Origin of the sequence: Curvibacter soli, from assembly GCF_029211125.1 — a bacterium.
Taxonomy (GTDB): Bacteria; Pseudomonadota; Gammaproteobacteria; order Burkholderiales; family Burkholderiaceae_C; genus Curvibacter_A; species Curvibacter_A soli.
On sequence record NZ_JARGEN010000058.1, the window covers coordinates 62932 to 84364 of the forward strand.

General features: G+C 70.4%; 21 protein-coding genes. 6 read left to right on the top strand and 15 right to left on the bottom strand.

All coding sequences use genetic code 11. From position 1 onward, the window contains the following. The first annotated feature begins 34 nt into the window (after window positions 1-34). The 4 genes from glcE to PY257_RS12740 all read left to right on the top strand — a co-directional run bounded on the left by glcE (window position 35) and on the right by PY257_RS12740 (window position 4044). The gene (gene glcE / locus PY257_RS12725; protein WP_275742368.1) at window positions 35-1147 is read left to right on the top strand and encodes a glycolate oxidase subunit GlcE; all 1113 of its coding nucleotides are present in this window, start codon (window positions 35-37) and stop codon (window positions 1145-1147) included. 11 nt (window positions 1148-1158) lie between these two features. Beyond that, the gene (locus PY257_RS12730) at window positions 1159-1944 is read left to right on the top strand and encodes a YoaK family protein (protein ID WP_275742370.1); all 786 of its coding nucleotides are present in this window, start codon (window positions 1159-1161) and stop codon (window positions 1942-1944) included. Window positions 1945-1993: 49 nt separating this feature from the next. Then, window positions 1994-3229 (top strand): glycolate oxidase subunit GlcF, encoded by a 1236-nt coding sequence (gene glcF / locus PY257_RS12735; protein ID WP_275742372.1) that lies wholly within the window; start codon window positions 1994-1996, stop codon window positions 3227-3229. A gap of 83 nt (window positions 3230-3312) precedes the next feature. Continuing rightward, the gene (locus PY257_RS12740) at window positions 3313-4044 is read left to right on the top strand and encodes a ProQ/FINO family protein (protein ID WP_275742374.1); all 732 of its coding nucleotides are present in this window, start codon (window positions 3313-3315) and stop codon (window positions 4042-4044) included. Between the two features lie 325 nt (window positions 4045-4369). Here PY257_RS12740 and PY257_RS12745 read toward each other — a convergent pair whose 3' ends face one another. The 5 genes from PY257_RS12745 to lplT form a co-directional block, all read right to left on the bottom strand. Beyond that, window positions 4370-4915, bottom strand: coding sequence for a FlgO family outer membrane protein (locus PY257_RS12745; protein ID WP_275742377.1), 546 nt, complete (start codon window positions 4913-4915; stop codon window positions 4370-4372). Next, window positions 4912-5634 carry a hypothetical protein gene (locus PY257_RS12750; protein WP_275742379.1) on the bottom strand — a complete coding sequence of 241 codons (723 nt, stop codon included), beginning with the start codon at window positions 5632-5634 and terminating at the stop codon, window positions 4912-4914. Before PY257_RS12750 ends, PY257_RS12745 begins: the two co-directional genes overlap by 4 nt. Window positions 5635-6018: 384 nt before the next feature. Continuing rightward, entirely contained in the window at window positions 6019-6507 is a 489-nt protein-coding gene (locus PY257_RS12755; RefSeq protein ID WP_275742381.1) for a glutathione peroxidase, read from the bottom strand. A gap of 32 nt (window positions 6508-6539) precedes the next feature. Further along, window positions 6540-7418, bottom strand: coding sequence for a DMT family transporter (locus PY257_RS12760; protein ID WP_275742383.1), 879 nt, complete (start codon window positions 7416-7418; stop codon window positions 6540-6542). Then, on the bottom strand, window positions 7415-8692 hold the full coding sequence (gene lplT / locus PY257_RS12765; RefSeq protein ID WP_275742385.1) for a lysophospholipid transporter LplT: 1278 nt from the start codon (window positions 8690-8692) through the stop codon (window positions 7415-7417). Before lplT ends, PY257_RS12760 begins: the two co-directional genes overlap by 4 nt. Before the next feature lie 151 nt (window positions 8693-8843). Between lplT and alr the strand changes: the two genes are divergently transcribed. Both alr and PY257_RS12775 read left to right on the top strand, forming a co-directional pair. Next, on the top strand, window positions 8844-9959 hold the full coding sequence (alr, locus tag PY257_RS12770; protein WP_275742387.1) for an alanine racemase: 1116 nt from the start codon (window positions 8844-8846) through the stop codon (window positions 9957-9959). Then, window positions 9956-10942: a DMT family transporter gene (locus tag PY257_RS12775; protein ID WP_275742390.1), complete on the top strand. Its 987-nt coding sequence runs from the start codon at window positions 9956-9958 to the stop codon at window positions 10940-10942. Before alr ends, PY257_RS12775 begins: the two co-directional genes overlap by 4 nt. Before the next feature lie 359 nt (window positions 10943-11301). Here the strand turns inward: PY257_RS12775 and PY257_RS12780 are convergent, their stop codons facing one another. The 10 genes from PY257_RS12780 to PY257_RS12825 form a co-directional block, all read right to left on the bottom strand. Next, window positions 11302-11928, bottom strand: coding sequence for a glutathione S-transferase family protein (locus PY257_RS12780; RefSeq protein WP_275742392.1), 627 nt, complete (start codon window positions 11926-11928; stop codon window positions 11302-11304). A gap of 32 nt (window positions 11929-11960) precedes the next feature. Beyond that, a complete protein-coding gene (locus PY257_RS12785) occupies window positions 11961-12719 on the bottom strand; it encodes a GntR family transcriptional regulator (RefSeq protein ID WP_275742394.1) in 759 nt (252 codons plus the stop codon). Further along, a complete protein-coding gene (locus PY257_RS12790) occupies window positions 12712-14277 on the bottom strand; it encodes an AMP-binding protein (protein WP_275742396.1) in 1566 nt (521 codons plus the stop codon). The genes PY257_RS12785 and PY257_RS12790 overlap by 8 nt, the downstream gene beginning before the upstream one ends. A 31-nt stretch (window positions 14278-14308) precedes the next feature. After that, window positions 14309-15556 (bottom strand): thiolase family protein, encoded by a 1248-nt coding sequence (locus tag PY257_RS12795; RefSeq protein WP_275742398.1) that lies wholly within the window; start codon window positions 15554-15556, stop codon window positions 14309-14311. Then, window positions 15553-16260, bottom strand: a complete 708-nt coding sequence (locus PY257_RS12800) for an ABC transporter ATP-binding protein (protein ID WP_275742400.1) — start codon at window positions 16258-16260, stop codon at window positions 15553-15555. The genes PY257_RS12795 and PY257_RS12800 overlap by 4 nt, the downstream gene beginning before the upstream one ends. Further along, the gene (locus PY257_RS12805) at window positions 16257-17024 is read right to left on the bottom strand and encodes an ABC transporter ATP-binding protein (RefSeq protein ID WP_275742402.1); all 768 of its coding nucleotides are present in this window, start codon (window positions 17022-17024) and stop codon (window positions 16257-16259) included. The genes PY257_RS12800 and PY257_RS12805 overlap by 4 nt, the downstream gene beginning before the upstream one ends. Beyond that, window positions 17021-18037, bottom strand: a complete 1017-nt coding sequence (locus tag PY257_RS12810; protein WP_275742404.1) for a branched-chain amino acid ABC transporter permease — start codon at window positions 18035-18037, stop codon at window positions 17021-17023. The genes PY257_RS12805 and PY257_RS12810 overlap by 4 nt, the downstream gene beginning before the upstream one ends. Further along, window positions 18034-18891 carry a branched-chain amino acid ABC transporter permease gene (locus PY257_RS12815; RefSeq protein ID WP_275742406.1) on the bottom strand — a complete coding sequence of 286 codons (858 nt, stop codon included), beginning with the start codon at window positions 18889-18891 and terminating at the stop codon, window positions 18034-18036. The genes PY257_RS12810 and PY257_RS12815 overlap by 4 nt, the downstream gene beginning before the upstream one ends. Before the next feature lie 58 nt (window positions 18892-18949). Continuing rightward, on the bottom strand, window positions 18950-20140 hold the full coding sequence (locus PY257_RS12820) for an ABC transporter substrate-binding protein (protein WP_275742408.1): 1191 nt from the start codon (window positions 20138-20140) through the stop codon (window positions 18950-18952). Between the two features lie 255 nt (window positions 20141-20395). Beyond that, on the bottom strand, window positions 20396-21376 hold the full coding sequence (locus PY257_RS12825) for a 2-dehydropantoate 2-reductase (protein WP_275742410.1): 981 nt from the start codon (window positions 21374-21376) through the stop codon (window positions 20396-20398). Window positions 21377-21433 lie beyond the last annotated feature (57 nt).

A 21433-nucleotide genomic window follows, 5' to 3' on the forward strand; every position in this document is an offset into this window, starting at 1 on the left:
ATGCCGGCGCTCTGCCGCTACCATGTGGCATTCCATGGATTCTGAATTCGCCCGCCTCATCGACCGCATCCGCGCCGCCGCCGCACAGGGCGCGCCCCTGCGCATCCGCGGTGGCGACACCAAGGATTTCTACGGCGAGCAAGTGCAGGGCGAACCGCTCGACACCCGCAGGCTGGCCGGGGTGACGGACTACGAGCCCAGCGAACTCGTGGTCACCGCGCGCGCCGGCACCCCCTTGGCAGAGCTGGAAGACCTGCTCGCGCAGCGCAACCAGTGCCTCCCCTTCGAGCCGCCGCGCTTCGCCGGTGGCGGCACCGTGGGTGGCATGGTGGCCGCGGGCCTTTCGGGCCCGGCGCGCGCCAGCGTGGGCGCGGTGCGCGACTTCGTGCTCGGGCTTCGACTCGTCAATGGCCGGGGCGAGCATCTGGCATTCGGTGGCCAGGTGATGAAGAACGTGGCGGGCTACGACGTGTCGCGCCTCATGGCCGGTGCCATGGGCATGCTGGGCCTGATCACCGAGGTCAGCCTCAAGATACTGCCCCGCGCGCCCGCCGAGGCCACGCTGCGCTTCGACTGCTGCCAGGCCGAGGCGCTGCGGCTTCTGCATGGCTGGGGCGCGCAGCCCCTGCCGCTCAATGCAAGCCGCTGGGTGGAGGATGGCGGCGCGGGCGTGCTCTTCGTGCGCCTGCGCGGTGCCGTGGCGGCGGTGCAGGCCGCCTGCCGGACCATGGGCGGCACGCCCTGCCGCGATGACAGCGTGCCGCGCGACTGGGACGACTGCCGCGACCAGCGCCTGCCATGGTTCACCAAAGGCGGTGGCCACGACCTGTGGCGCCTGTCCGTGCCACAGACCGCGCCCGTGCTCGACCTGCCCGCGGCGGCCGGCACGCCGCTGGTCGAATGGCACGGTGGCCTGCGCTGGTACCGCGTGCCGGGCGATGCCGGTGCGGCGGCGGCGCTGCGCGCTGCGGCGGCGCAGGCCGGCGGCCACGCCACGCTGTTCCGCGCGGCGCCCGGTGCGGCAGCAGGCACCGCGGCGCCGCGCTTTGCCCCGCTGGCGCCGGCCCTGGCGCGCATCCACCGCGAACTCCGGCGCCAGTTCGACCCGGCGAGCATCTTCAACCCCGGGCGCATGGCGGCGGATTGACTGGTAGACGCATGCGGTTCCTGCTTTTCCTCACGGGGCGCCACCGCACACCGCTGATCAACCGCGTGCTCGGGCTGCTGCTCGCGTTCAACGCGGGGGCCGTCAACGCCGGCGGCTTCCTCGTGGTTCACATGTACACCTCGCACATGTCGGGCTTCGTCTCCACGCTGGCCGACAACCTCGTGCTCGGCAACATGACGCTGGTGCTCGGCGCCCTGGGCGCGCTCCTGGCCTTCACCTCGGGCGCGGCGGTCACGGCCATCATGGTCAACTGGGCGCGGCAGAACCAGTTGCGCAGCGGCTTCGCGCTGCCGCTGCTGCTCGAAGCTGCGCTCATGCTCGTGTTCGGGCTGCTCGGCGCCATCACGCTCACCTGGCACACGCTGTTCTCCGTGCCGCTCACCGTGCTGCTGCTGGCCTTCATCATGGGGCTGCAGAACGCCGTGGTGACCAAGATGTCGTCGGCGCAGATCCGCACCACGCACATGACGGGCGTGGTCACCGACCTCGGCATCGAGATCGGCAAGATGCTCTACTGGAACCGCAGCGGCACCCTCCCCGCTGCGCAGGTGCGTGCCAACCATGCGCGCATGCGGCTCTACGGCAGCATGCTGGGCATGTTCACCCTGGGCGGCCTGGTGGGCGCGGCGGGCTTCAAGCACATCGGCTTCATCTGGATCGTGCCGCTGGCCGCAGGGCTGCTCGCGCTGTCGCTGCCGCCGCTGGCCGCGGACCTGGAGCGGCTGCGCGTCATCTGGCGCGCGCGCGTGTCCCGCCGACCGCACTTGCACTCCTGACGGGCGCCCCGCGGCAGACAACGACGACAGAGACAAAACCGCCCCCACGATGCAAACCCAGCTCGCTGCCGAATACGCGGCCACGCCCGCAGGCCGCGAAGCCGAAGCCATCCTGCGCAAATGCGTGCACTGCGGCTTCTGCACCGCCACCTGCCCCACCTACCAACTGCTCGGCGACGAGCTCGACGGCCCGCGCGGGCGCATCTACCTCATCAAGCAGGTGCTCGAAGGTGTCGCGCCCACGCGCAAGACGCAGCAGCACCTGGACCGCTGCCTGACCTGCCGCAACTGCGAGACCACCTGCCCCAGCGGCGTGCAGTACGGCCGCCTGGTGGATATCGGCCGCGAGGCGGTGGACGACAAGGTGCCGCGCCCGCTGGGCGAGCGGGCGCTGCGCTGGGCGCTCAAGGAAGGGCTGCCCTCGCCGCTGTTCGGCCCGGCCGTGAAGCTCGGCCAGGCCGTGCGCGGCCTGCTGCCCGGCGCGCTGCGCGAGAAAGTGCCGGCCCCGCGCGCGGCGGGCGCCTGGCCTGCGGCCACCCATGCGCGCCGGATGTTGCTGCTCGCGGGCTGCGTGCAACCCGCGATGGCACCCAGCATCAACGCCGCCACGGCCCGCGTGCTCGACGCCGCCGGTATCCAGGCCGTGGTGGCGCCGCAGGCCGGCTGCTGCGGCGCGGTGAAGTTCCACCTGAACGACCACGACGGCGGGCTGGCGCAGATGCGCGCCAACATCGACGCTTGGTGGCCGGATGTCGCAAGCGGCGCGGTGGAGTCCATCGTCGTCAACGCCTCGGGCTGCGGCGCGACAGTCAAGGAATACGGCTACCACCTGCAGGGCGACGCAGCCTATGCCGAGCGTGCCGCGCGCATCAGCGCCCTGGCGCGCGACCCCGGCGAACTGCTGCCCGAACTGGCGCCGCTGCTGCGCCCCCGGCTGCGCGCACAGGCCGCGCCCCCGCCACGCTACGCCTACCACCCGCCCTGCACGCTGCAGCACGCCCAGAAGCTGCGCGGCGGCGTGGAGGCACAGTTGCGCGCGCTTGGCTTCGACTTGCAGGTGCCCGCCGAATCGCACCTGTGCTGCGGCTCCGCCGGCACCTATTCGGTGCTGAACCCGGCGCTGGCGCACGCGCTGCGCGACCGCAAGCTGGGCCACCTGGATGCGCTGGCGCCCGCGGCCATCCTGTCGGCCAACATCGGCTGCATCGCGCACCTGCAGAGCGGCACCGGGGTGCCCGTGCGGCACTGGATCGAAGTGCTCGACGAAGCGCTGGCTCCCGCCTGAGCACGCCCGCCGCTGCGGCCGCCCCGCCTTCCCTGCGCTGATGGCATGATCGCGGCTTCGTTTCCGATCCATCCCGTTCCACCATGACCGATTCCGTGCTTGAAGAAGCCGCAAGCCCTGGCGCGCATACCCCTGCCGCGCCCGCGGTGCAACGCCCCGCCCGCCGCCCGCGTGTGGGTGGCCCGCAGCAAAAGCCCGCCGCGGCCCCGCGAGCGCCGCGTGCGGTCCATCCGGTGCTGGAGCAGCTCGCCGGCCTGTACCCGCATCTCTTCGGCGCCGTGTTCCTGCCGCTCAAGCGCGGCATCTTCCAGGATCTGCTGGACGCCCACCCCGGCATCTTCGAGCGCGGCGCGCTCAAGGTGGCGCTGGGCATTCACACCCGCTCCACGCGCTACCTGCAGGCAGTCGCCGCGGGACAGAAGCGCCACGACCTGCAAGGCCAGGCCGTGGAAGACATGGCGCCCGAGCATGTGCACCACGCGCTCATCGAGGTATTCCGCCGCCGCAAGCCGCGCGAGGGCGAAGACGCGGCGGCCAGGCTGCGCGCGCGCATCCTGCAGGCGTTCGACGCCTCCGGCCTGTCGCGCGAGGAGTACGCCGAGCGCACCCGCACCCGCGACGAAGCCGCCAACGCCGCCACGGACGACGCCTTGGCCGAAGCTGCCACGCGCGATGCCCGGGACGAGGCGCTGCTGCACGCGTTCGAGGCCGTGGGCGGCGAGGTGGCCGCCTTCGCCGACATGTACGGCATGGACCCGCGCGCCGTGGCGCAGGTGCTGGCGCGCGCGCGGCACCGGCGCAGCCCGGCAGCATGAAGTGAAGCTCCTACCCCCGAGCGGCTGCGCCGCTGGACTGGGGTGTCCCGGTTTCATGGGCTGCGGTGATGCGCAGCGCCATGGATCATCAGAATGCTCTGTTTTTGATAGCTTTAGATGCCCGCAACATAAGCGCTGGGGGCTGATTTTCCTTGTATTCTGCTAGTGCAGTGTTCGATGCTTGGCGGCAAAAATAAAAGCGATGCGTTTTGGCGCAGGGCAAGGCGCAAACCACAGCGATGGCCGTCGCTAGCGCGAGGATTTGCAACGCTGCCATGCGTCAAAAGGCGCGGTTTCATGTGCTGCTTCGCTTTGAACCTGACTACTAGCGTGCCAGCAGCCCGCGCACGTTGGCGTCCATCGGCACCGCGTAGTCATGCGCGGCCAGGATGATGCTGCCTGGCGTGGCCACGAGCTTCAGGCTCACGTACAGCGTGTTGGGCGACGCCGTGTAGGTGCCCACCACCACGGCCTGGGCCTGGTGTACCTGACTGACCTCGCGCACCTCCTGCGACAGCAGCAGCGCCTGGCCCTGCTTGAAGAACAGGTTGTCGCGCAGCTTGAGCTCGACCACTGGGTAGCCGCGGTTCGCCAGTCGCCCAGCCACCTGCTCGGAAAACAGCCGGCCCAGCCGCGACGATTCGGTCAGCATGTCCAGGTTCACGAAGGCTGCCACCAGCAGCGGCTGGCGCGGGTCCAGATGCCCGCCCTGCAGCAGGGCGTCGGCAGCCTGCTGGTTCAGCGTGATCAGGTTGGCCTGCGGCGGCGTTTCGGGCACGGCGGCGCAGCCCGCCAGCGGCAGCGCGACCGCGGTTGCCGCAGCGGCGGCGCAACAGGCTAGCAGCCCGCGCCGCGGCATGACTGCGCTCATGGGCCCACCACCTTCCAGGTCTTGAGCGGCGTGGGTGCCGGCGCGGGGGGCGCGGGGCGGTAGAGGCTGGCGTCGGCTCCTTCGATGTAGTACACGTCCGCCGTGCGGGCCAGGTACACGCCGCCGCTCTGCAGCGCGGTGGATACCAGCACCTCGGTGCCCGTGGGCCCGCCCGCCGCCGGGCCCTCGCGGGCGATGCGGGCGCCATCGAGGATCAGGCCGATGCCGAGGGCGCTGGCCACGCCCGCCGCCGCGCTGTGGTCGTAAACCGCCAGGTCGCGCGCCACCGCCACGCCCGCAGCCAGCGTGGTCATGGGCATGGGGTAGTTCAGGCCCGGGGGGCGGCTGTGCCGCACCGTCTGCGTGTCGAAGTGCAACTCCAGCCCCGACGCGCCGGGCTGCACGGCCACGGGTAGGCCCTGGTCCACCAGGCGCGTCAGCAGCAGGCTGCGGAAGCCCCGGTTGAAGTCCGTGTCCGCGCCCGGCACCACGTACAGCGCCACCGGCGGCGCGCCCGTGGCGCGCAGCGTGGCGGCCACGCGCGCGGCCACGTCCTCGGCCAGCACGTCCCAGTGGTGCACGGCGCGCGCTTTCTTCTGGCTCGACTCGGGGTAGTTGTCGGCCCGGGGCACGTCAAGCGTGGCGCAGCCGGCCAGCAACGCGGCCAGCAGCAGCGCCGGCAGCGCGCAGGAGAGGGAGGGGGAATGGAGCGTCGGCACGGTAGGCGGCCCAGGAAGGTTGTTCTCCCGATGCCAGGGCGGCCGGCCGGCACCTTACCTTAAACCTGGAAACGGCAGTTGGCCGCTTCGTATCCCTTGCCAGGCCGCAGGAAATCGAGCGTTGACGGCTTCGATGGGGTTCACCTCGTGGGTGAGAGCGCTATGCACCCGCCAGCACCGCGCTCGGGGCGCCATGCGGCGTTGCTCCTCCTTGCGGGCAGTAGCCCGCCGCGTCGCCCGGTCTTGCCTGGCACCCCGATCACGGCACCGGCAGGCGCATCCAACTGCCGTTTCCAGGTTAAATGCGGCACCCAATATGCTCCTGAAAAAGGAGCTGCCATCGCAGGTAAGATAAGCGCTGGAGGCCGATTTTTCTTGTACTTTTCAGGCGGCGGCCAGCGCCGCCTCGATGTCCGTGGCCAGGGCGGCGGGCTTGTCCTGCGGCGCGTAGCGGTGCAGCACCTGCCCGCTGCGGCCGATGAGGAACTTGGTGAAGTTCCACTTGATCGCCTTGGTGCCCAGGATGCCCGGCACCTGTTCCACCAGCCACTGGTAGAGCGGCGCGGCCTGCGGGCCGTTCACGTCGATCTTCTCCATCATGGGGAAGTCCACGCCGTAGTTGCGCTGGCAGAAGTCCAGGATCTCGGTGCCGCTGCCCGGGTCCTGCGCGCCGAACTGGTTGCACGGAAAGCCCAGCACCGCCAGGCCGCGCGCGGCGTAGGCGCGGTGCAGCTCCTGCAGCCCCGCGAACTGCGGCGTGAAGCCGCAGGCGCTCGCGGTGTTCACGACCAGCAGCACCCGGCCGCGGTAGTCGGCCAGCGCCACGGGCGTGCCGTCGATGCGGCGGACCTCGAAATCGTAGATGCTGCCCATGGGCGTCTCCTTCTTGATGCGAGGCGCCAAGCCTACCGCGCCGACCGCGCGGGCGCCAGCGCCGACCACAATGCCGCCCCCAGGATCAGGGCCCCGCCCGCCCAGGTGCGCGCGTCGGGCCGCGCCGCGCCCAGCGCCATCGACGAAACGCTGGCGAACACGATCTCCGCCAGCATCACGAGCGATGTGGCGTGCGCCGACAGCCGTGCCGCGCCGTATTGCAGCGCCACGTTGCCGGCCAGGATGGCCAGCGCCAGCGCCAGCGCCGGCAGCACCCATGCCAGGTGCGGCAGCGGCGGCGGGCCCATGGTGCCTTGCGCCAGCCCCAGGCCGGCGGCCAGCGCCGCCATGCCCATGCCGCCGCCGAACATCGCCATCACGCGCGCCTCGGCCGGCGCGCGACGCAGGCGCAGCAGCAGGATGTTGGTGAGGGCGAAGCAGATGCCCGCCATCAATGCCAGCCAATCGGGCAGGCCCTCGGGCACTGGCCAAGCCGCGCCGGGGCGGCGCAGCACCACGGCCACGCCCGCGAGCGCCAGCCCCATGCGCGCCAGCGCGGCGGCATGGGGCCGCTCGCCCAGCAGCGGCCAGGCCAGTAGCGCCGCCCACAGCGGCATCAGGTAGAACAGCAGCACCACGCGCACCACGTCGCCCGTGGCCACGGCCCAGTTGAAACCCAGGTTGTTCAGCCCCGAGGACAGCATCAGCAGCCACAGCGCCGGGTGGGCGGCAAAGCCGCGCCAGGCGCGCGGGCGCAGCAGCGCCAGGCCCGCGAGCACCGCCGCGTAGATGAGCGCCGTGGCCCACAGCGGATGCAGCCCCTGCGCCTGCAGGTAGCGGAACGGCCACCACGAGACGCCCCAGACCAGCGCGTTGACCAGCAGCGCGCAGACGGGCAGCAGGGCGGTCAATGGTGGTCCTGGCGCGTGGCGGCGTAGAGCTGCTCCATCTCGCCGGGGTAGTTGCGCAGGTTGCGGCAGTGGCGCAGCCGGATCAGCCACATCACCCCGGCCACGGACAGGCCGAACAGCGTGATGGCGCCATAGGCCGACAGCCCGAAGCGCGTGGACAGCGTGTAGAACGCCCCCAGCGCCAGGATGCAGGCCTGCTCGTTGAAGTTCTGCACCGCGATCGAGCGGCCCGCGCCCATCAGGTTGTGGCCGCGGTGCTGCAGCAGCGCGTTCATCGGCACCACCAGGAAGCCGCCCAGGCCGCCCAGCAGCACCAGGAACGGCATGGCGAGCCAGACGTTGTGGATGAAGTTCATCACGATCAGCAGCAGCCCCATGGCGATGCCCATCGGAATCACCCGCGTGGAGGCGTCGAGCCGCATGCGCATCGACGCCAGCACCGCGCCCACGGCGGTGCCGATGGCCACCACGCCGGTCAGCGCCGACGCCTTGGTCGTGCCGTAGCTCAACGCCGCCGCGGCCCAGGCCAGCACGATGTACTTGAGGTTGCCCGACACGCCCCAGAACAGCGTGGTGGTGGCCAGCGATACCTGGCCGAGCTTGTCGCCCCACAGCCGGCTGTTGCACTGCCAGAAGTCGGGCAGCAGGTCCAGCAGCTTGGGCGGCAGCGGGCGCATGGCCACGCCCGTGTCGGGAATGCGGGTATTGAACCAGGCCGCGATCAGGAACACGAACACCAGCGCCATGATGGCCGACTCGGCGGGAGTGTCGATGCCGGTGTCGATGTAGGGCAGGTCGAACGCCAGCAGGTGGGCCGACACCACCGGCCCCACGAGCTGCCCGCCCAGCAGCAGGCCCAGGATGATGGAGGCGATGGTCAGCCCCTCGATCCAGCCGTTGGCCTGCACGAGCTGGCTGGCCGGCAGCAGTTCGGTGAGGATGCCGTACTTGGCCGGCGAATAGGCTGCCGCGCCCAGGCCCACCACCGCGTAGGCGAACAGCGGGTGGGTGCCGAACAGCATCATCAGGCAGCCCACCACCTTGATGGCGTTGCTGATGAACATGACCCTGCCCTTGGGCAGGGCGTCGGCGAACGCGCCCACGAAGGGCGCGAGGACCACGTAGAACAGCGCGAACATCGGCACCAGGGCCGCCTGCTGCCAGGACGCGGACCCGTTGGTGCGCAGCAATTCGACTGCGGCTACGAACAATGCGTTGTCTGCCAGCGAGCTGAAGAACTGCGCCGACATGATGGTGTAGAAACCGCGTTTCATCGGGTGGCTGCAAGAACAGGCTGAGGGGCATCAGGCGAACTGATGCCATGAAAAACATGGGACTGTCTCCAGCCGACGGGCGGTTATAACACGCGGCCCCGGCATGCCGATGCCACAATGGCCTGCTCCTTTTCCCGCGCCTTGCCCCGCCATGCCCCGCCCGATACACGCCACCATCCACACCGAAGCGCTGCGCCACAACCTCTTGCGCGCGCGCCGGTCCATGCCCGACGCGCGGGCCTGGGCCGTGGTCAAGGCCAACGCCTACGGCCACGGCATCGAGCGCGTGTTCGAGGGGCTGCGCGGCGCCGACGGCTTCGCGTTGCTTGACCTGGCCGAGGCCGAGCGCATCCGCGCTCTGGGCTGGCGCGGGCCCATCCTGCTGCTCGAAGGCGTGTTCGAGCCGCGCGACCTGGAAACCTGCTCGCGCCTGGGCCTGGCCCACGCCGTGCACTGCGACGCCCAGATCGACTGGCTGGCCGCCCACAAGACGCAAACGCCGCACCATGTGTTCCTGAAGATGAACTCCGGCATGAACCGGCTTGGATTCACCCCGGCACGCTACCGCGCTGCCTGGGCCCGGCTGAACGCGCTGCCCCAGGTGGACGAGATCGGCCTCATGACCCATTTCAGCGACGCCGACGGCCCGCGCGGCATCGCCCACCAGCGGGAAGCCTTCGAGGCCGCCACGCGCGACCTGCCCGGCGAGCGCTGCGTGGCCAACAGCGCCGCCATCCTGCGCCATGCGGGCGACGCGGGCCTGCGCTCGGATTGGGTGCGGCCGGGCATCGTGCTCTACGGCAGCGCCGCCGACTACCCGGCGCACAGCGCGGCCGACTGGGGCCTGCAGCCCACCATGACGCTGGCCACGCGCATCATCGGCATGCAGGACCTGCTGCCCGGGGCCACCGTGGGCTACGGCTCGCGCTTCCGGGCCGAGGCGCCGCTGCGCATCGGCGTGGCGGCCTGCGGCTATGCCGACGGCTACCCGCGCCTGTGCGATACCGGCACGCCGGTGCTGGTGAACGGCGTGCGCACCCGCATCCTCGGGCGCGTGAGCATGGACATGCTCACCGTGGACCTCACGCCCGTGCCCGATGCCGGCCTGGGCGCGGAGGTGACGCTGTGGGGCCGCGCCAGTGCTGCCAGCGGCCCTGCGGGCCGGGGCGCGCTGCTCTCCATCGACGAAGTGGCGCATGCCGCCGGCACCGTGGGCTATGAACTGATGTGCGCGCTGGCGCAGCGCGTGCCGGTGTCGGTCGAATGATGCCCGCGCCCGCGACCGATACCCCGCCCACCCTGCGCCATGGCGCCGCGCCGCCCGGCGTGCCGCGCCTGGTTGGGCTCGGCCTGCTGGCGGCGGCGCTGTTTTCCAGCACCTTCGTGCTCAACCGGGCCATGAGCCTGGGCGGCGGACACTGGGTCTGGAGCGCGTCGCTGCGCTACGCCGTCATGGCGGTGCTGCTGGGCGGCTGGCTGCTGTTTGCGCGTGGGCCGCGGTACCTGGCCCGCGTCCTGGGGCTGTTTCGCCGGCGCCTGCGGTTCTGGCTCCTGGCGGGGGGCGTCGGCTTCGGCGTGTTCTACGCCTGCTGCTGCTTTGCCGCGGACCACGCGCCGGGCTGGGTCGTCGCGGCCACGTGGCAGAGCACCATCCTTGCCACGCCCATCGTGCTGCGCCTGTTCGGCACGCGGGTGCCGCTGCGGGGGCTGGCGTTCCTCGCCTTCATCGCGCTGGGCATCGTGGTGCTGAATACGCAGCCCCTGTCCGCCGGCATGCCGCTGCCGCAGGCCCTGGCGGGCGTGCTGCCGGTGCTGGTTGCGGCCTTCGCGTATCCCATCGGCAACCAGATGCTCAACCGCGCCCGGCACGGCGGCGGCGAGGACACGGCGCTGCTGGCCGACCCGATCGCCGCCGTCTTCCTGATGACGCTGGGTGCGCTGCCGCTCTTCGCGGTGCTGGTGCTGGCGGTGCAGCCGCCGCCGCCGGGCGCCGGCCAGGTTGGGGCGACCGCCGTGGTCGCGCTGGTCGCGGGCTGCCTGGCGACCACGCTGTTCCTGTATGCGCGCAACCTGTCCAGCGATGCCTACAAGATCGCCGCCGTGGACGCCACGCAGGCCGGCGAGGTCGGATTTGCGCTGGTGGGCGAGATGCTGCTGCTCGGCGCTTCGGCGCCCGATGCGCTGGGCTGGATCGGGCTCGCCGCGATCATGTGCGGGCTGGTGGGGTTCGCGCTGCGGGGCAGGGGATGAGCGGCAGCGAGGAAGAATGGGACGCCGCCCGCCATGAACCTGGGATGAACGGGAGAAGCGGGCATTCATCGACCGGCGGCTGGGCCGGCGCGGCCTGTACCTGCAGGCCGCCATCATCTTCACGCTGACCTGGCTGGCGGGGTGGCTCTTCAGCGCCGTGTTGCTGGGACCTGGGCAGCCCCTTCCCGGCGATGGCGAAGGCTGCCTGGTGGCGATTGGCGTTTTTTGCGTGTCGCTGGCGGTCGCGTGGCTGTTTGCATGCCGCCTGTCTGCAGGCCAGGGCGCCGGAGGCCATGACATTCGCACAGGCGCCCCGGCACCTGGCCGCAGCCGCGGGGAAGTAGCGCGCCCGGCTTGCGTCAGCCCAGCGCTTTCTGCACCGCCGCGCGCTCCAGCATACGCGCCTGGTGCGCCGCCACGCGCGGGAACTGCGCGATGTCCACGCTGTCGCTCCTGAGCCAGCGTGCGAGGGTGAACAGGTACGGGTCGGCCACCGAGTAGCGGTTACCCAGCACCCAGGGGCCGCTGTCGCGCAGGTAGTAATTCTCGATGTCCTCGAAGCTCTCGGCCATCGTCTGCGGCACCTTGCGCTGCATGTCGGCGATGGATTCGGGCGCGTCGGCCCAGCGGTTGCCGCGCCGGCCGTGTGCATGCGCCACGTGGACGGTGGAGGCGAGGTAGCTGTTGAGCTCCTGCATGCGCGCCAGCGCGAACGGGTCGTCCAGCGGCGCCAGGTTGGCCACCGGAAAGCGCTGCGCCACGTAGAGCAGCAGCGCGCAGGTTTCGGTCAGCACGCCGTGCTCGGTCACGAGCGCGGGCACGCGGCCCTTGGGGTTGATGGCCAGGTATTCGGGGCTGCGCTGCTGCTGGGCGGCGAAGTCCAGCGTGACCAGGGTGTGCTCGGCCTGGGCTTCGAGCAGCGCGATGCGCGTGGCCAGGGCGCAGGTGCCGGGGGCGAAATACAGTGTCAGGGAGGATGCGGTCATGGTGTCCCGGTGTTGTCGGAGGAGAGGGGGGCTCACGTGGCGTGCCCGGCCGGGCTGACGGTCACGGCGGAGGTCACGATCAGCTCCATCAGGATGTCGCGCGCCAGGTTCTCGGCATAGTCATTGCGCAAAGTGGCCGATTCCACGGCCGCCGCTGCATTGCCATCGGCCACGGCGAGGAGTTGGTGGATATGCAGGTCGCATATCTCCACCAGGTTGGTGTGCCGCTTCTGGTGGAAGTACAGGAAGCGCCGCGCCAGCGTTTGCAGCATGGCGTAGAACTCCGCGGCATAGCTGTTGCGCGAGGCTTCACCCAGCGCGCTGGTGATCGCGAAGTGCAGGCGCATGTAGACGCGCATGTCGCTGTGCGCCTTGAGCTCCTCCAGCTCCTGCGCGAGCTGACGCAGCGCCGCGCGTTCGGCGTCGCTGGCCCACTGGGCGGCCTGGGCCATGACCAGGTGCTCGATTTCGCGCCGCGCCTGGATGATCTTGAGCTGGCCCTGGTAGTCGATCTCGGAGATGAACACGCCCTGGCGCGGCGCAATGCGCACCAGCCGCTGGTAGGCCAGCTTCTGCAGCGCCTCGCGCGTGGGGGTGCGCCCCAGGCCAATGGTGTCGGCCAGCGCGATCTCCGACCACTGGCTGCCGGGCGGCAGGCCGCCGGTGACGATCAGCTCTTCGAGCGCGCCGTAGGCCTTCGCGGTCTGGCCCACGGCCGCGCGGGAGAACAGCAGCCCCCCGCCGCCGCTCGCGGTGTGAGTATGGGAGTCGGGGGCTTCTGCATCAGGCATGGACGGAAAGGGCGGCAGGGCGGTAGTTTTTGCGAAGCTCGCTTTTTAACACCTTGCCGGTCGGGTTCTTGGGCAACTGCGGCACGAACACGTAATGCTTGGGCCGCTTGAAGCGCGCGATGCTGTCGATGCAGAGCTGGTCCAGCGCCGCTTCATCCACTGCGGCACCCGCACGCCGCACCACGAAGGCCGTGACTGCCTCGCCCCACTCTGCATCGGGCGTGCCGATCACCGACACTTCTTCCACCGCCGGGTGGCGCAGCAGCGCCTCTTCCACCTCGCGCGGGTAGATGTTGGTGCCGCCGCTGATGATCACGTCCTTGGATCGGTCCTTCAGGTGCAGCAGGCCGCGCGCATCCACCAGGCCCACGTCGCCGGTGCGCAGCGCGCCGCCGGGCATGGCCTGGGCCGTGGCTTCGGGGTTGTTCCAGTAGCCCAGCATCACGGTCGGGCTGCGCACCACCACCTCGCCCAGCGTGTCCGGCGGCACCGGCGCGCCGTCGGCGTCCAGGATGTCCACCTCCACCGCAGTCTGCTCCCAGCCCACCGAGGCCAGCAGCGTGTCGTCGCCCTCGGCCACGGCCTGGGCGATGCGCTCGGCGCGCAGCGCGGTGATGGTCATCGGCGTCTCGCCCTGGCCATACATCTGCGCCACGCGCGGGCCGAAGCAGGCCACCGCGGCCTTGACATCCTCCACGTAGAACGGCGCGCCGCCGGTGAACAGGCAGCGCAGGCCGGGGCAGCGTTCCTGCGCCGCCACGGGCGGCAGGCCGCGCGCGTGCTGCACCATGCGGGTGACGATGGTGGGGGCCGCGAACATGCTGGCGCGCGGGTAGTGGTGCAACAGGGCGAACAGCTCCGCCTCGTCGAGGCCGCCGCTCTCGGGCACCACCTGCAGGCCGCCATGCATCCAGTAGGGAATCCCATACAGGCCGCCGCCGTGCGACATGGGCGCCACGTGCAGCAGCGCGTCGCGTTCGTCGATGGTCAGCACGTCGGCGTGAAAGTTCAGCGCCATGGCCACCAGGTTGGCGTGGCTCAGCATCACGCCCTTGGGGCGGCCCGTGGTGCCGCTGGTGTAGAACAGCCAGGCCAGTTCGCCGTCGCCGCCGTGAACGCCGGCGTCGGCGGGCAGCGCCGAGCCGGCCAGTGCGGCCTGCCATGCCGGGCCCTGCACGTCCACCAGGCGCACACTGGTTTGCGTGGCCAGCGGGCCCAGCGCTTCGTGCAGCGCGCCCTGCGAGAAACACAGGCGCGCGCCGGAGTTCTCCAGCACGTAGCCGATTTCGGACGGATGCAGCTTGTTGTTGACCGGCACTGCGCACAGGCGCGCGTGCCACAGCGCCAGCAGCGCCACGGCGTATTCGGTGCAGTTTTTCATCGCCAGCACGACGCGGTCGCCGGGCTGGAGTTGCTGGTCTTCGCGCAGCCAGCGGGCCAGGGCGCGCACGCGCAGGTCCAGCGCGGCATAGGTCAGTGCCGGGGCGGCGCCACGGGCCAGCGCGGGGCGGTCGCCGAACATGCGCACGCTGCGCTGGAACAGTCGGCTCAGATGCATGGGGTGTTCTCCTTGACGGGTGGTGCCGGGCTCAGCGGCCCAGAATGGTGATGCAGGTCACGGCTTCCTCGACGCCGTTGAAGCCGCCGCCGTTCTCGGCGATGGCGAAGCGCGCGCCCTCGACCTGCCGCGTGCCGGCCTCGCCACGCAACTGCGTGACCATTTCATGCACCTGCGCCAGGCCGGTGGCGCCGATGGGATGGCCGCGCGAAAGAAGGCCCCCGTTGACGTTGATGGGGATGCGCCCGCCCAGCGTGGTGGCGCCTGCCTCGGCCATCGGGCCGCCCTCGCCGAAGGCGCAGAAGCCCAGCGCTTCGGTCTGCTGGATCTCGGCGAAGGCCGTGGCGTCGTGCACTTCGGCCAGCGACATGTCCTTTGGCCCCACGCCTGCTTTTTCGTAGGCTTCAAGTGCGGCCAGATGGCATAGATGCCGGCTGTACTGGTCGGCAGGGCGTTCGGTGGCGCTGCGCAGCACGCTGGCATGCACGCGCACCGCGCGCTCGCGCCGCAGGTTTTGCAAGCGGCGCAAGCCCGCTGCGTTGCAGACGATGGCGGCGGCGGCGCCGTCGCCGATGGGCGCGCACATCGGCAGCGTGAGTGGCCACGACACGGCGCGCGCGGCCAGCACCTCGTCGATCGTGAGCGGGTACTGGAACTGCGCCAGCGGGTTGCGCGTGGAATGCACATGGTTCTTGGCCGCCACGGCGGCGATCTGCCGCTGCGTGGTGCCGAAGGTCTGCATGTGCAGGCGCGCCAAGCTGGCGTAGACGTCCATGAACACGCTGCGCCGGCCCGGCTCCACGTAGTCGGCCGGGGGCTGCACGCGCGGGGCGAGCGCGCGCAGCAGCTCGACCTGCGCCTGCACGGCGTGCACGTCCCAGGCGCCGTCGAACACGGCGAAGCTCTTCTCCTTGTCGGGCGAGAACAGCTTGTCCACGCCCACCACCAGGCAGATGTCGCCGCCGCCCGCGGCCACGTACCACTGCGCGGCGTTGAGCGCGGTGCTGGAGCTGGCACAGGCGTTCTCCACGTTGGTCACCGGGATGCCGGTGATGCCCATGGCCTTGAGCGCGATCTCGCCGGCCACCATGTGCTGGCCCTCGATGGCACCCTGGCCGGCGGTGGCGAAGTAGGCCGCCTGCAGGTCGCGCGCTTCGCAGCCCGCGTCCTGCAACGCGGCGGTGACCGCTTCGCGCACCAGGTCCTTGACGCTCCTGTCCGGCTGCTTGCCGAAAGGGGTGATGCCGACACCGGCGATATGAATGGGTGGGTGGCTCATGCCGATACTCCCAGAGTGATGATGGATTCGACCTGCTCGCGCTGGGCGATCAATTGCGCCGTGCTGCCTTCCCAGGCCACGCTGCCGTGGTCGAGCACGTACTGGCGCTGTGCCAGCCGCATGGGCACCTTGAGGTTCTGCTCGACCAGCACGATGCCCGTGCCCTGCCGGTGCACCTCGGCGAAGACGCCGATCAGGTGGTTGACGATCAGCGGGGCCAGTCCTTCGGTGGGCTCGTCGAGCAGCAGCATGCGCGGGTTGCCCAGCAAGGCGCGGGCGATCGCCAGCATCTGCTGCTCGCCGCCCGAGAGCTGGTCGCCGCCAAAGGCGATGCGCTCGCCCAGCCGCGGGAAGATGTCGAGCACGCGCGGCACCGTCCAGTAGCCGGGCCGATGCGCCAGCGCGCCGATGCGCAGGTTCTCCAGCACCGACAGGTTGGGGAAGATGCGGCGCGTGTCGGGCACCAGTGCCACGCCCAGGCGGCTGATCTGCTCCACCGCCAGGTGCGTGGCGTCCTGCCCGCCGACCATGCGTCGCCCGCGCACCAGCGGCAGCAGGCCGGCCATGGCCTTGAGCGTGGTCGATTTGCCCGCGCCGTTGCGGCCCACGATGGCGACGATCTCGCCGGCGTCCGCGCGCAGCGTCACGTCGCCGAGCGCCAGCGCATGGCCGTACTGCACGCTGGCCTGTTCGAGCGCGATCATGCCGCCACCTCGTCTTCTTCCTCGCCCAGGTAGACCGAGCGCACCAGCGGGTTGGCGCGGATCTCGCCGGGCAGGCCGTCGGCGATCACGCGGCCATTGGACATGACCACGATGTGCCGGGACAGACGCATCACCACGTCCATGTTGTGCTCCACCAGCAGCACCGTGCGGCCCGCCGAGGCGGCTTCGATGAGGTGCGTGGCGCCTTCGATCTCGTGGTGGCCCACGCCCGCCAGCGGCTCGTCGAGCAGCAGGATGCGCGGGTCCGGCATCAGCGTCACGCCCAGTTCCAGCGCGCGCTGCAGGCCGTACGACAGCGTGCCCGCCACCGTGTCGCGGTGGGCGTGCAGGCCGGTGCGCTCCAGCATGGCGTCGATGGCCGGGGCCAGCCTGCGGTCGTAGCGCGGTGCCAGCCAGAACGGCAGGAAGCGCCCGTGGCCGATCTGGGCGGCGATGCGCAGGTTCTCCAGTACCGTCAGGTCGGGGAATATCTTGGTGATCTGGAAGCTGCGTCCGATGCCGCAGCGCGCGCGCGCGTGCGGCGGCATGCGGGTGATGTCCACGCCCTCGCAGACGATGCTGCCGCTGTGGTGTGGCAGGCGCCCGGCCAGCACGTTGAGCAGCGTGGTCTTGCCCGCGCCGTTGGGGCCGATCAGGCCGTACACGCCGCCGCGGTGGAAGTCGTAATGCACGCCGTCGAGCGCTTGCAGCGCGCCGAAGCGCACGCCCACGCCGACGCAGCGCAAAGCGATGTCGCCGTTCATGCCTGCTGCTCCGGCTGCGGTGCGATGTGTGCTGGCGCCGGGGACACCACCGCCGGCCGCGCGCGGCGCGGCCGGCGCGTGCGCAACTGGTGCTGGATTTCGCCCAGCACGCCGCGCGGGCAGTAGATGGTGGCCAGGATGAAGACCAGGCCCAGGATGCCGTACCAGTAGGGCGTCCTGCCGCTCAGCCATTCCTTGAGCACCTCGAACAGCAGCACGCCGGCCACCGGCCCCCACAGCGTGCCCGCGCCGCCCAGCAAGGTCATGATGATCACGTCGCCCGAGGTGGTCCAGTGCAGCATCTGCGGGTTCACGTACATCAGCAGCGAGGCCAGCAGCGCGCCGGCCAGCCCGCTGACGCCGCCCGAAGCCACGAAGGTGAGCTGGCGCACGCGCTGTACGTCGCAGCCGAGCTGCTCGCAGCGGATCTCGTTCTGCCGGATGCCCGCCACCACGCGCCCGAACGGCGAGGCCCGCAGCACGGCCACGCCCAGCATCACGAGCAGGAAGATGACGGCGACGAAGCCATAGAAGTTCAGCGAGTCGAAGAAGTCGATGCCCGCGAAGGCCGGCCGGTCCACGCCGGGCAGCCCGTCGGCGCCGCCGGTGAGGGCACGCAGCTTGCTGTCGGCCAGGATGTAGAGCAGTTGCGACAGCGCCAGCGTGACCAGCGCGAAGAAGATGCCCGAGACGCGCAGCGCGAAGAAGCTGATGAGCCAGGCGCTCAAGCCCCCCAGCGCCACCGCCAGCAGCAGCGCGGCGGAGAACGGCAGCCCCAGGCGCTGCGTGCCGATGGCCAGCGCGTAGCCGCCGATGCCCAGGAAGCTCGCGTGCCCGAGCGACACCATGCCCAGGGCACCGAACACCAGGTCGAAGCCGACGGCGAAGATCGACCACACCATCACCAGCGTGGCCAGGTTGAGCAGGAAGTCGTCGCGCGTGGCCAGCGGCAGCGCCGCGATCAGCAGGCACGCCAGGGCGCCGGTCCAGCGGTCGAAGCGGGAAAGGTTCATGCGGCCCTCACGGGACGGGAAAACAGCCCCTGCGGGCGGGTCAGCAGCGTGGCGATGAGCAGCGCGAAGGTCAGCACGTCGACCCAGCTCGGCGCGAAGGTGTAGCCCAGTGCGCGCACCATGCCGATCAGCAGCGAGGCAGCCACCGCGCCGCGGATGTTGCCCAGGCCGCCGAGGATCACCACGATGAAGCAGTCGATGATGGTGTTGGTGGCCATGCCCAGCTCCACCGGGAACAGCGGCGCGGCGATGGCCCCGGCCAGGCCCGCGAGCGCGGCGCCGAGCGCGAACACCGACGTGCGCACCGCCGAGGCCGGCAGGCCCAGCAGGCGCACCATCTCGCCATCGCTGCTGGCCGCGCGCACCAGCATGCCGAAGGTGCTGCGCTCCAGCAGCAGGAACAGGCCCAGGCACGCCGCCGCGCCCAGGCCGATCACGAACAGGCGGTAGACGGGGATGGTGCTGCCGGCGACCTGCAGCGTGCCGGACAGCGCGGGCGGCATGGCGGCCTCCTGGTAGCCCAGGCCCCAGACGAACTTGACCAGCTCGCCGATGACCAGGATGAAGCCGAAGGTCAGGATGATCTGGTAGAAGTGCGGGCGCTGGTAGATGGGCCGCAGCGCCAGCCGCTCCATCAGCGCGCCGGCGACGCCGGTGAGCAGCGTGGCCAGCACCACGCCGGCGGTGAACGAGCCGGTGCGCCGGCCGATGTCGAACGCCAGGTAGGCGCCCAGCATGTACAGCGCGCCGTGGGCGAAGTTGATGACGCCCAGCATGCCGAAGATGAGAGTGAGGCCCGACGCCAGCAGGAACAGCAGCATTCCCAGGCTCAGGCCGATGATGAGGGTGGACATGGCGGCAGCGGTTGGTGCGGCGCTGGCGGGCCGGCAAGGCGACCCGCCAGGCGGAGAATCAGGGCTGGCAGCCCTCGAACACCTCGGTGGGCGGGAAGACCTTGGCGATCTGCATCACGTAGGCCGGCTGCGGCGGCGCGCCCTTGGCGACCACGCCCCACAGGCCGTCCTGCATGGCCTGGTGGTCGCAGGCGCGCATGGACTTGCGGCCCTCCACCGATTGGTCGTTGACGCTGCTCTCGAACGCGGTGACCCATTTTTCCTTGTCCCAGGAGCCGGTCTTGTCCACCACGTCGAGCCACCAGCGCATGCCGTCGTAGGCCTCGCCCGCCGCGCTGGAGGGGAACTCGTTGTACTTCTTGCGGTAGGCCTCGACGAAGGCGCGGTTGGCCGGGCTGTCCACCGAGAAGTGGTAACGCACGCCCGACTGCACGCCGATGGAGGCCGGGCCCACGCCCGCGGCCATGGTTTCGTCGGCGATCACGGGGCCGAAGATGGCGCGGCTGGCGCCCAGGTTCACCTGGCCGGCCTGCTTGACCATGGTCACCGCGTCCGAGCCGGTCATGAACAGCGCCACGCCGTCGGCGTTGGAGCGGGCGATCTTGTCCACGATGGACGAGTAGTCGCGGTTGCCCAGCGGCGCGAAGTCGGCGCCGACGATCTCCACGCCGGCCTTCTCGGCTTCCTTGCGGTACCACTCCCAACTGTCGCGCGTGGCCTGGTAGTCGGCCGTCACGCCATAGATGCGCTTGAGCTTTTTGTCCTTGGTGAACGCCAGCGCCATGCGTTGCTCCATGCCCAGCGTGTTGGAGGTGCGGAAGGTGTAGCGCGAGCCGCCGGGCACGGTGATCTTGTCGTCGGCCGACATGGTCACCAGGTGCGGTACCTTGCGCTGCCTGGCGATGTTCATGATGGCGATGGTGGAGGCCGAACTGACGGCGCCGAAGATCATCTGCACGTCGTCGGAAATCAGCCGCGTGACCTTCTGCACGGCGGGCTGCGGCTTGGTCTCGTCGTCTTCCCAGAGCACCTCGATGGGTTTGCCCAACACCTTGCCGCCGCGCTGCGCGATGGCGACTTCCACGCCCTTGCGCATGTCCTCGCCGAAGATGCCGTAGGTGCCCGAGAGCGACACCACGCCGCCGATCTTGAACGTGGCCGGTTCCGCCGCGTGGGCCCAGCCCGCTGCCAGCAGCCCCGCCGCCAGCCCGGCCACCAGTGCCCGGCGTCCTTTCATGTATTGCTGCATGTCTTGTCTCCTTTGGTTGCGATGGCGTGATTAATATCTCACGCAAGATCATTGATATGTTACGTGCGATGGTATGGCATTCCATAGGGGTTAACGCGGGGGGCACGAGTCCCCCGGCATCCTGCGCCAGGCAAAAAAATGCCGGGCGAACCCGGCATCTTGTCAATTGCTATCAAAAATATAGCTATCAGCGCCCGTATTTATTGCGCTAGCGGTCGATTTTGCTTGGAGTTGCGGAGAAATTCAGCAATAGGTTCAGTACAGCCCCAGCACACGCGCTTTCAGCCGTGCCAGGCCCAGCAGCGCGTCGGTGAAGGGCGTTGCCACGCCGGTCAGTTGTCCCAGCTCGCGCACGGAGCCGACGAGCGCGTCCAGTTCCACGGGGCGGCCCGCCTCCACGTCCTGCAGCATGGATGTCCTGACGGCGCCGAGCTTGCGCGACACCTGCTGCCGGTCCTCCGGATCTTCGGCGATCGGGATGCCGATACGCGCGCCGATTTCCCTGGCCTCACACATCACGCGCGTCGTGAACTGGTGCACGAGATCGTCGTCGAGGATGCGATCGATCGTCGCGCCGGTCAGCGCGCTCACGGGGTTCATGGTCATGTTGCCCCAGAGCTTGAACCAGACGTCGCGCTGGATCTGCTCCGACACCGGTGCCTCGATGCCGCCCTGCGCCAGCAGCGCGGACAGCGCCTGCACGCGCGGCGTGATGTGCCCAGAGGGCTCGCCGATGATGACCTTGCGCCCGCCCGGGTTGTGGCGCGCCGCGCCGGGCCCGTCGAGCGAGCAGCTCGCATGCACCACGCAGCCCACCACGCGCGCCGTGGGAATGGCCTGGGCAATCGCGCCGTCCGGGTCCACCGAGCGCAGCCGCGTGCCTTGCAGCACGCCGCCAAAGCCGTCGAGGAACCACCATGGCACGCCGTTCATGGCCGTCAGCACCGTGGTGCCGGGGCCGATCAGCGGACCGATGCGCCGCGCCACCTCGGTGAGTGCCGGTGCCTTCACGGCCACGATCACGAGGTCCTGCACGCCGAGCACGGCGGGGTCGTCGCTGGCCTGCACGGGCGTGTGGATGTCGCCGTCGGGGCTGGTCAGCCGCAGGCCGTGTTCGCGCAGCGCCGCCAGCGTGGCGCCGCGCGCCACCACGGCCAGCGGTGCGCCCGTGTGCGGGGCCAGCCGCGCGCCCAGCCAGCCGCCGATGGCGCCGGCGCCGTAGATGCATATCTTCATGTCAGTTATCCATGGCGCTCGCGCGCCACCCGCATCGCATGAAACTGGCGCAGCCCA

Bases quoted from the DNA above. Each gene is read 5' to 3' on its own strand.
- PY257_RS12815 (WP_275742406.1), bottom strand. From the start codon at position 18,891: ATGTCCACCCTCATCATCGGCCTGAGCCTGGGAATGCTGCTGTTCCTG.
- PY257_RS12730 (WP_275742370.1), top strand. From the start codon at position 1,159: ATGCGGTTCCTGCTTTTCCTCACGGGGCGCCACCGCACACCGCTGATC.
- PY257_RS12755 (WP_275742381.1), bottom strand. From the start codon at position 6,507: ATGGGCAGCATCTACGATTTCGAGGTCCGCCGCATCGACGGCACGCCC.
- PY257_RS12825 (WP_275742410.1), bottom strand. From the start codon at position 21,376: ATGAAGATATGCATCTACGGCGCCGGCGCCATCGGCGGCTGGCTGGGC.
- glcE (WP_275742368.1), top strand. From the start codon at position 35: ATGGATTCTGAATTCGCCCGCCTCATCGACCGCATCCGCGCCGCCGCC.
- PY257_RS12780 (WP_275742392.1), bottom strand. From the start codon at position 11,928: ATGACCGCATCCTCCCTGACACTGTATTTCGCCCCCGGCACCTGCGCC.
- alr (WP_275742387.1), top strand. From the start codon at position 8,844: ATGCCCCGCCCGATACACGCCACCATCCACACCGAAGCGCTGCGCCAC.
- PY257_RS12775 (WP_275742390.1), top strand. From the start codon at position 9,956: ATGATGCCCGCGCCCGCGACCGATACCCCGCCCACCCTGCGCCATGGC.
- PY257_RS12790 (WP_275742396.1), bottom strand. From the start codon at position 14,277: ATGCATCTGAGCCGACTGTTCCAGCGCAGCGTGCGCATGTTCGGCGAC.
- PY257_RS12800 (WP_275742400.1), bottom strand. From the start codon at position 16,260: ATGATCGCGCTCGAACAGGCCAGCGTGCAGTACGGCCATGCGCTGGCG.
- PY257_RS12785 (WP_275742394.1), bottom strand. From the start codon at position 12,719: ATGCCTGATGCAGAAGCCCCCGACTCCCATACTCACACCGCGAGCGGC.
- PY257_RS12740 (WP_275742374.1), top strand. From the start codon at position 3,313: ATGACCGATTCCGTGCTTGAAGAAGCCGCAAGCCCTGGCGCGCATACC.
- PY257_RS12795 (WP_275742398.1), bottom strand. From the start codon at position 15,556: ATGAGCCACCCACCCATTCATATCGCCGGTGTCGGCATCACCCCTTTC.
- PY257_RS12820 (WP_275742408.1), bottom strand. From the start codon at position 20,140: ATGCAGCAATACATGAAAGGACGCCGGGCACTGGTGGCCGGGCTGGCG.
- PY257_RS12810 (WP_275742404.1), bottom strand. From the start codon at position 18,037: ATGAACCTTTCCCGCTTCGACCGCTGGACCGGCGCCCTGGCGTGCCTG.
- PY257_RS12745 (WP_275742377.1), bottom strand. From the start codon at position 4,915: ATGAGCGCAGTCATGCCGCGGCGCGGGCTGCTAGCCTGTTGCGCCGCC.
- glcF (WP_275742372.1), top strand. From the start codon at position 1,994: ATGCAAACCCAGCTCGCTGCCGAATACGCGGCCACGCCCGCAGGCCGC.
- PY257_RS12805 (WP_275742402.1), bottom strand. From the start codon at position 17,024: ATGAACGGCGACATCGCTTTGCGCTGCGTCGGCGTGGGCGTGCGCTTC.
- lplT (WP_275742385.1), bottom strand. From the start codon at position 8,692: ATGAAACGCGGTTTCTACACCATCATGTCGGCGCAGTTCTTCAGCTCG.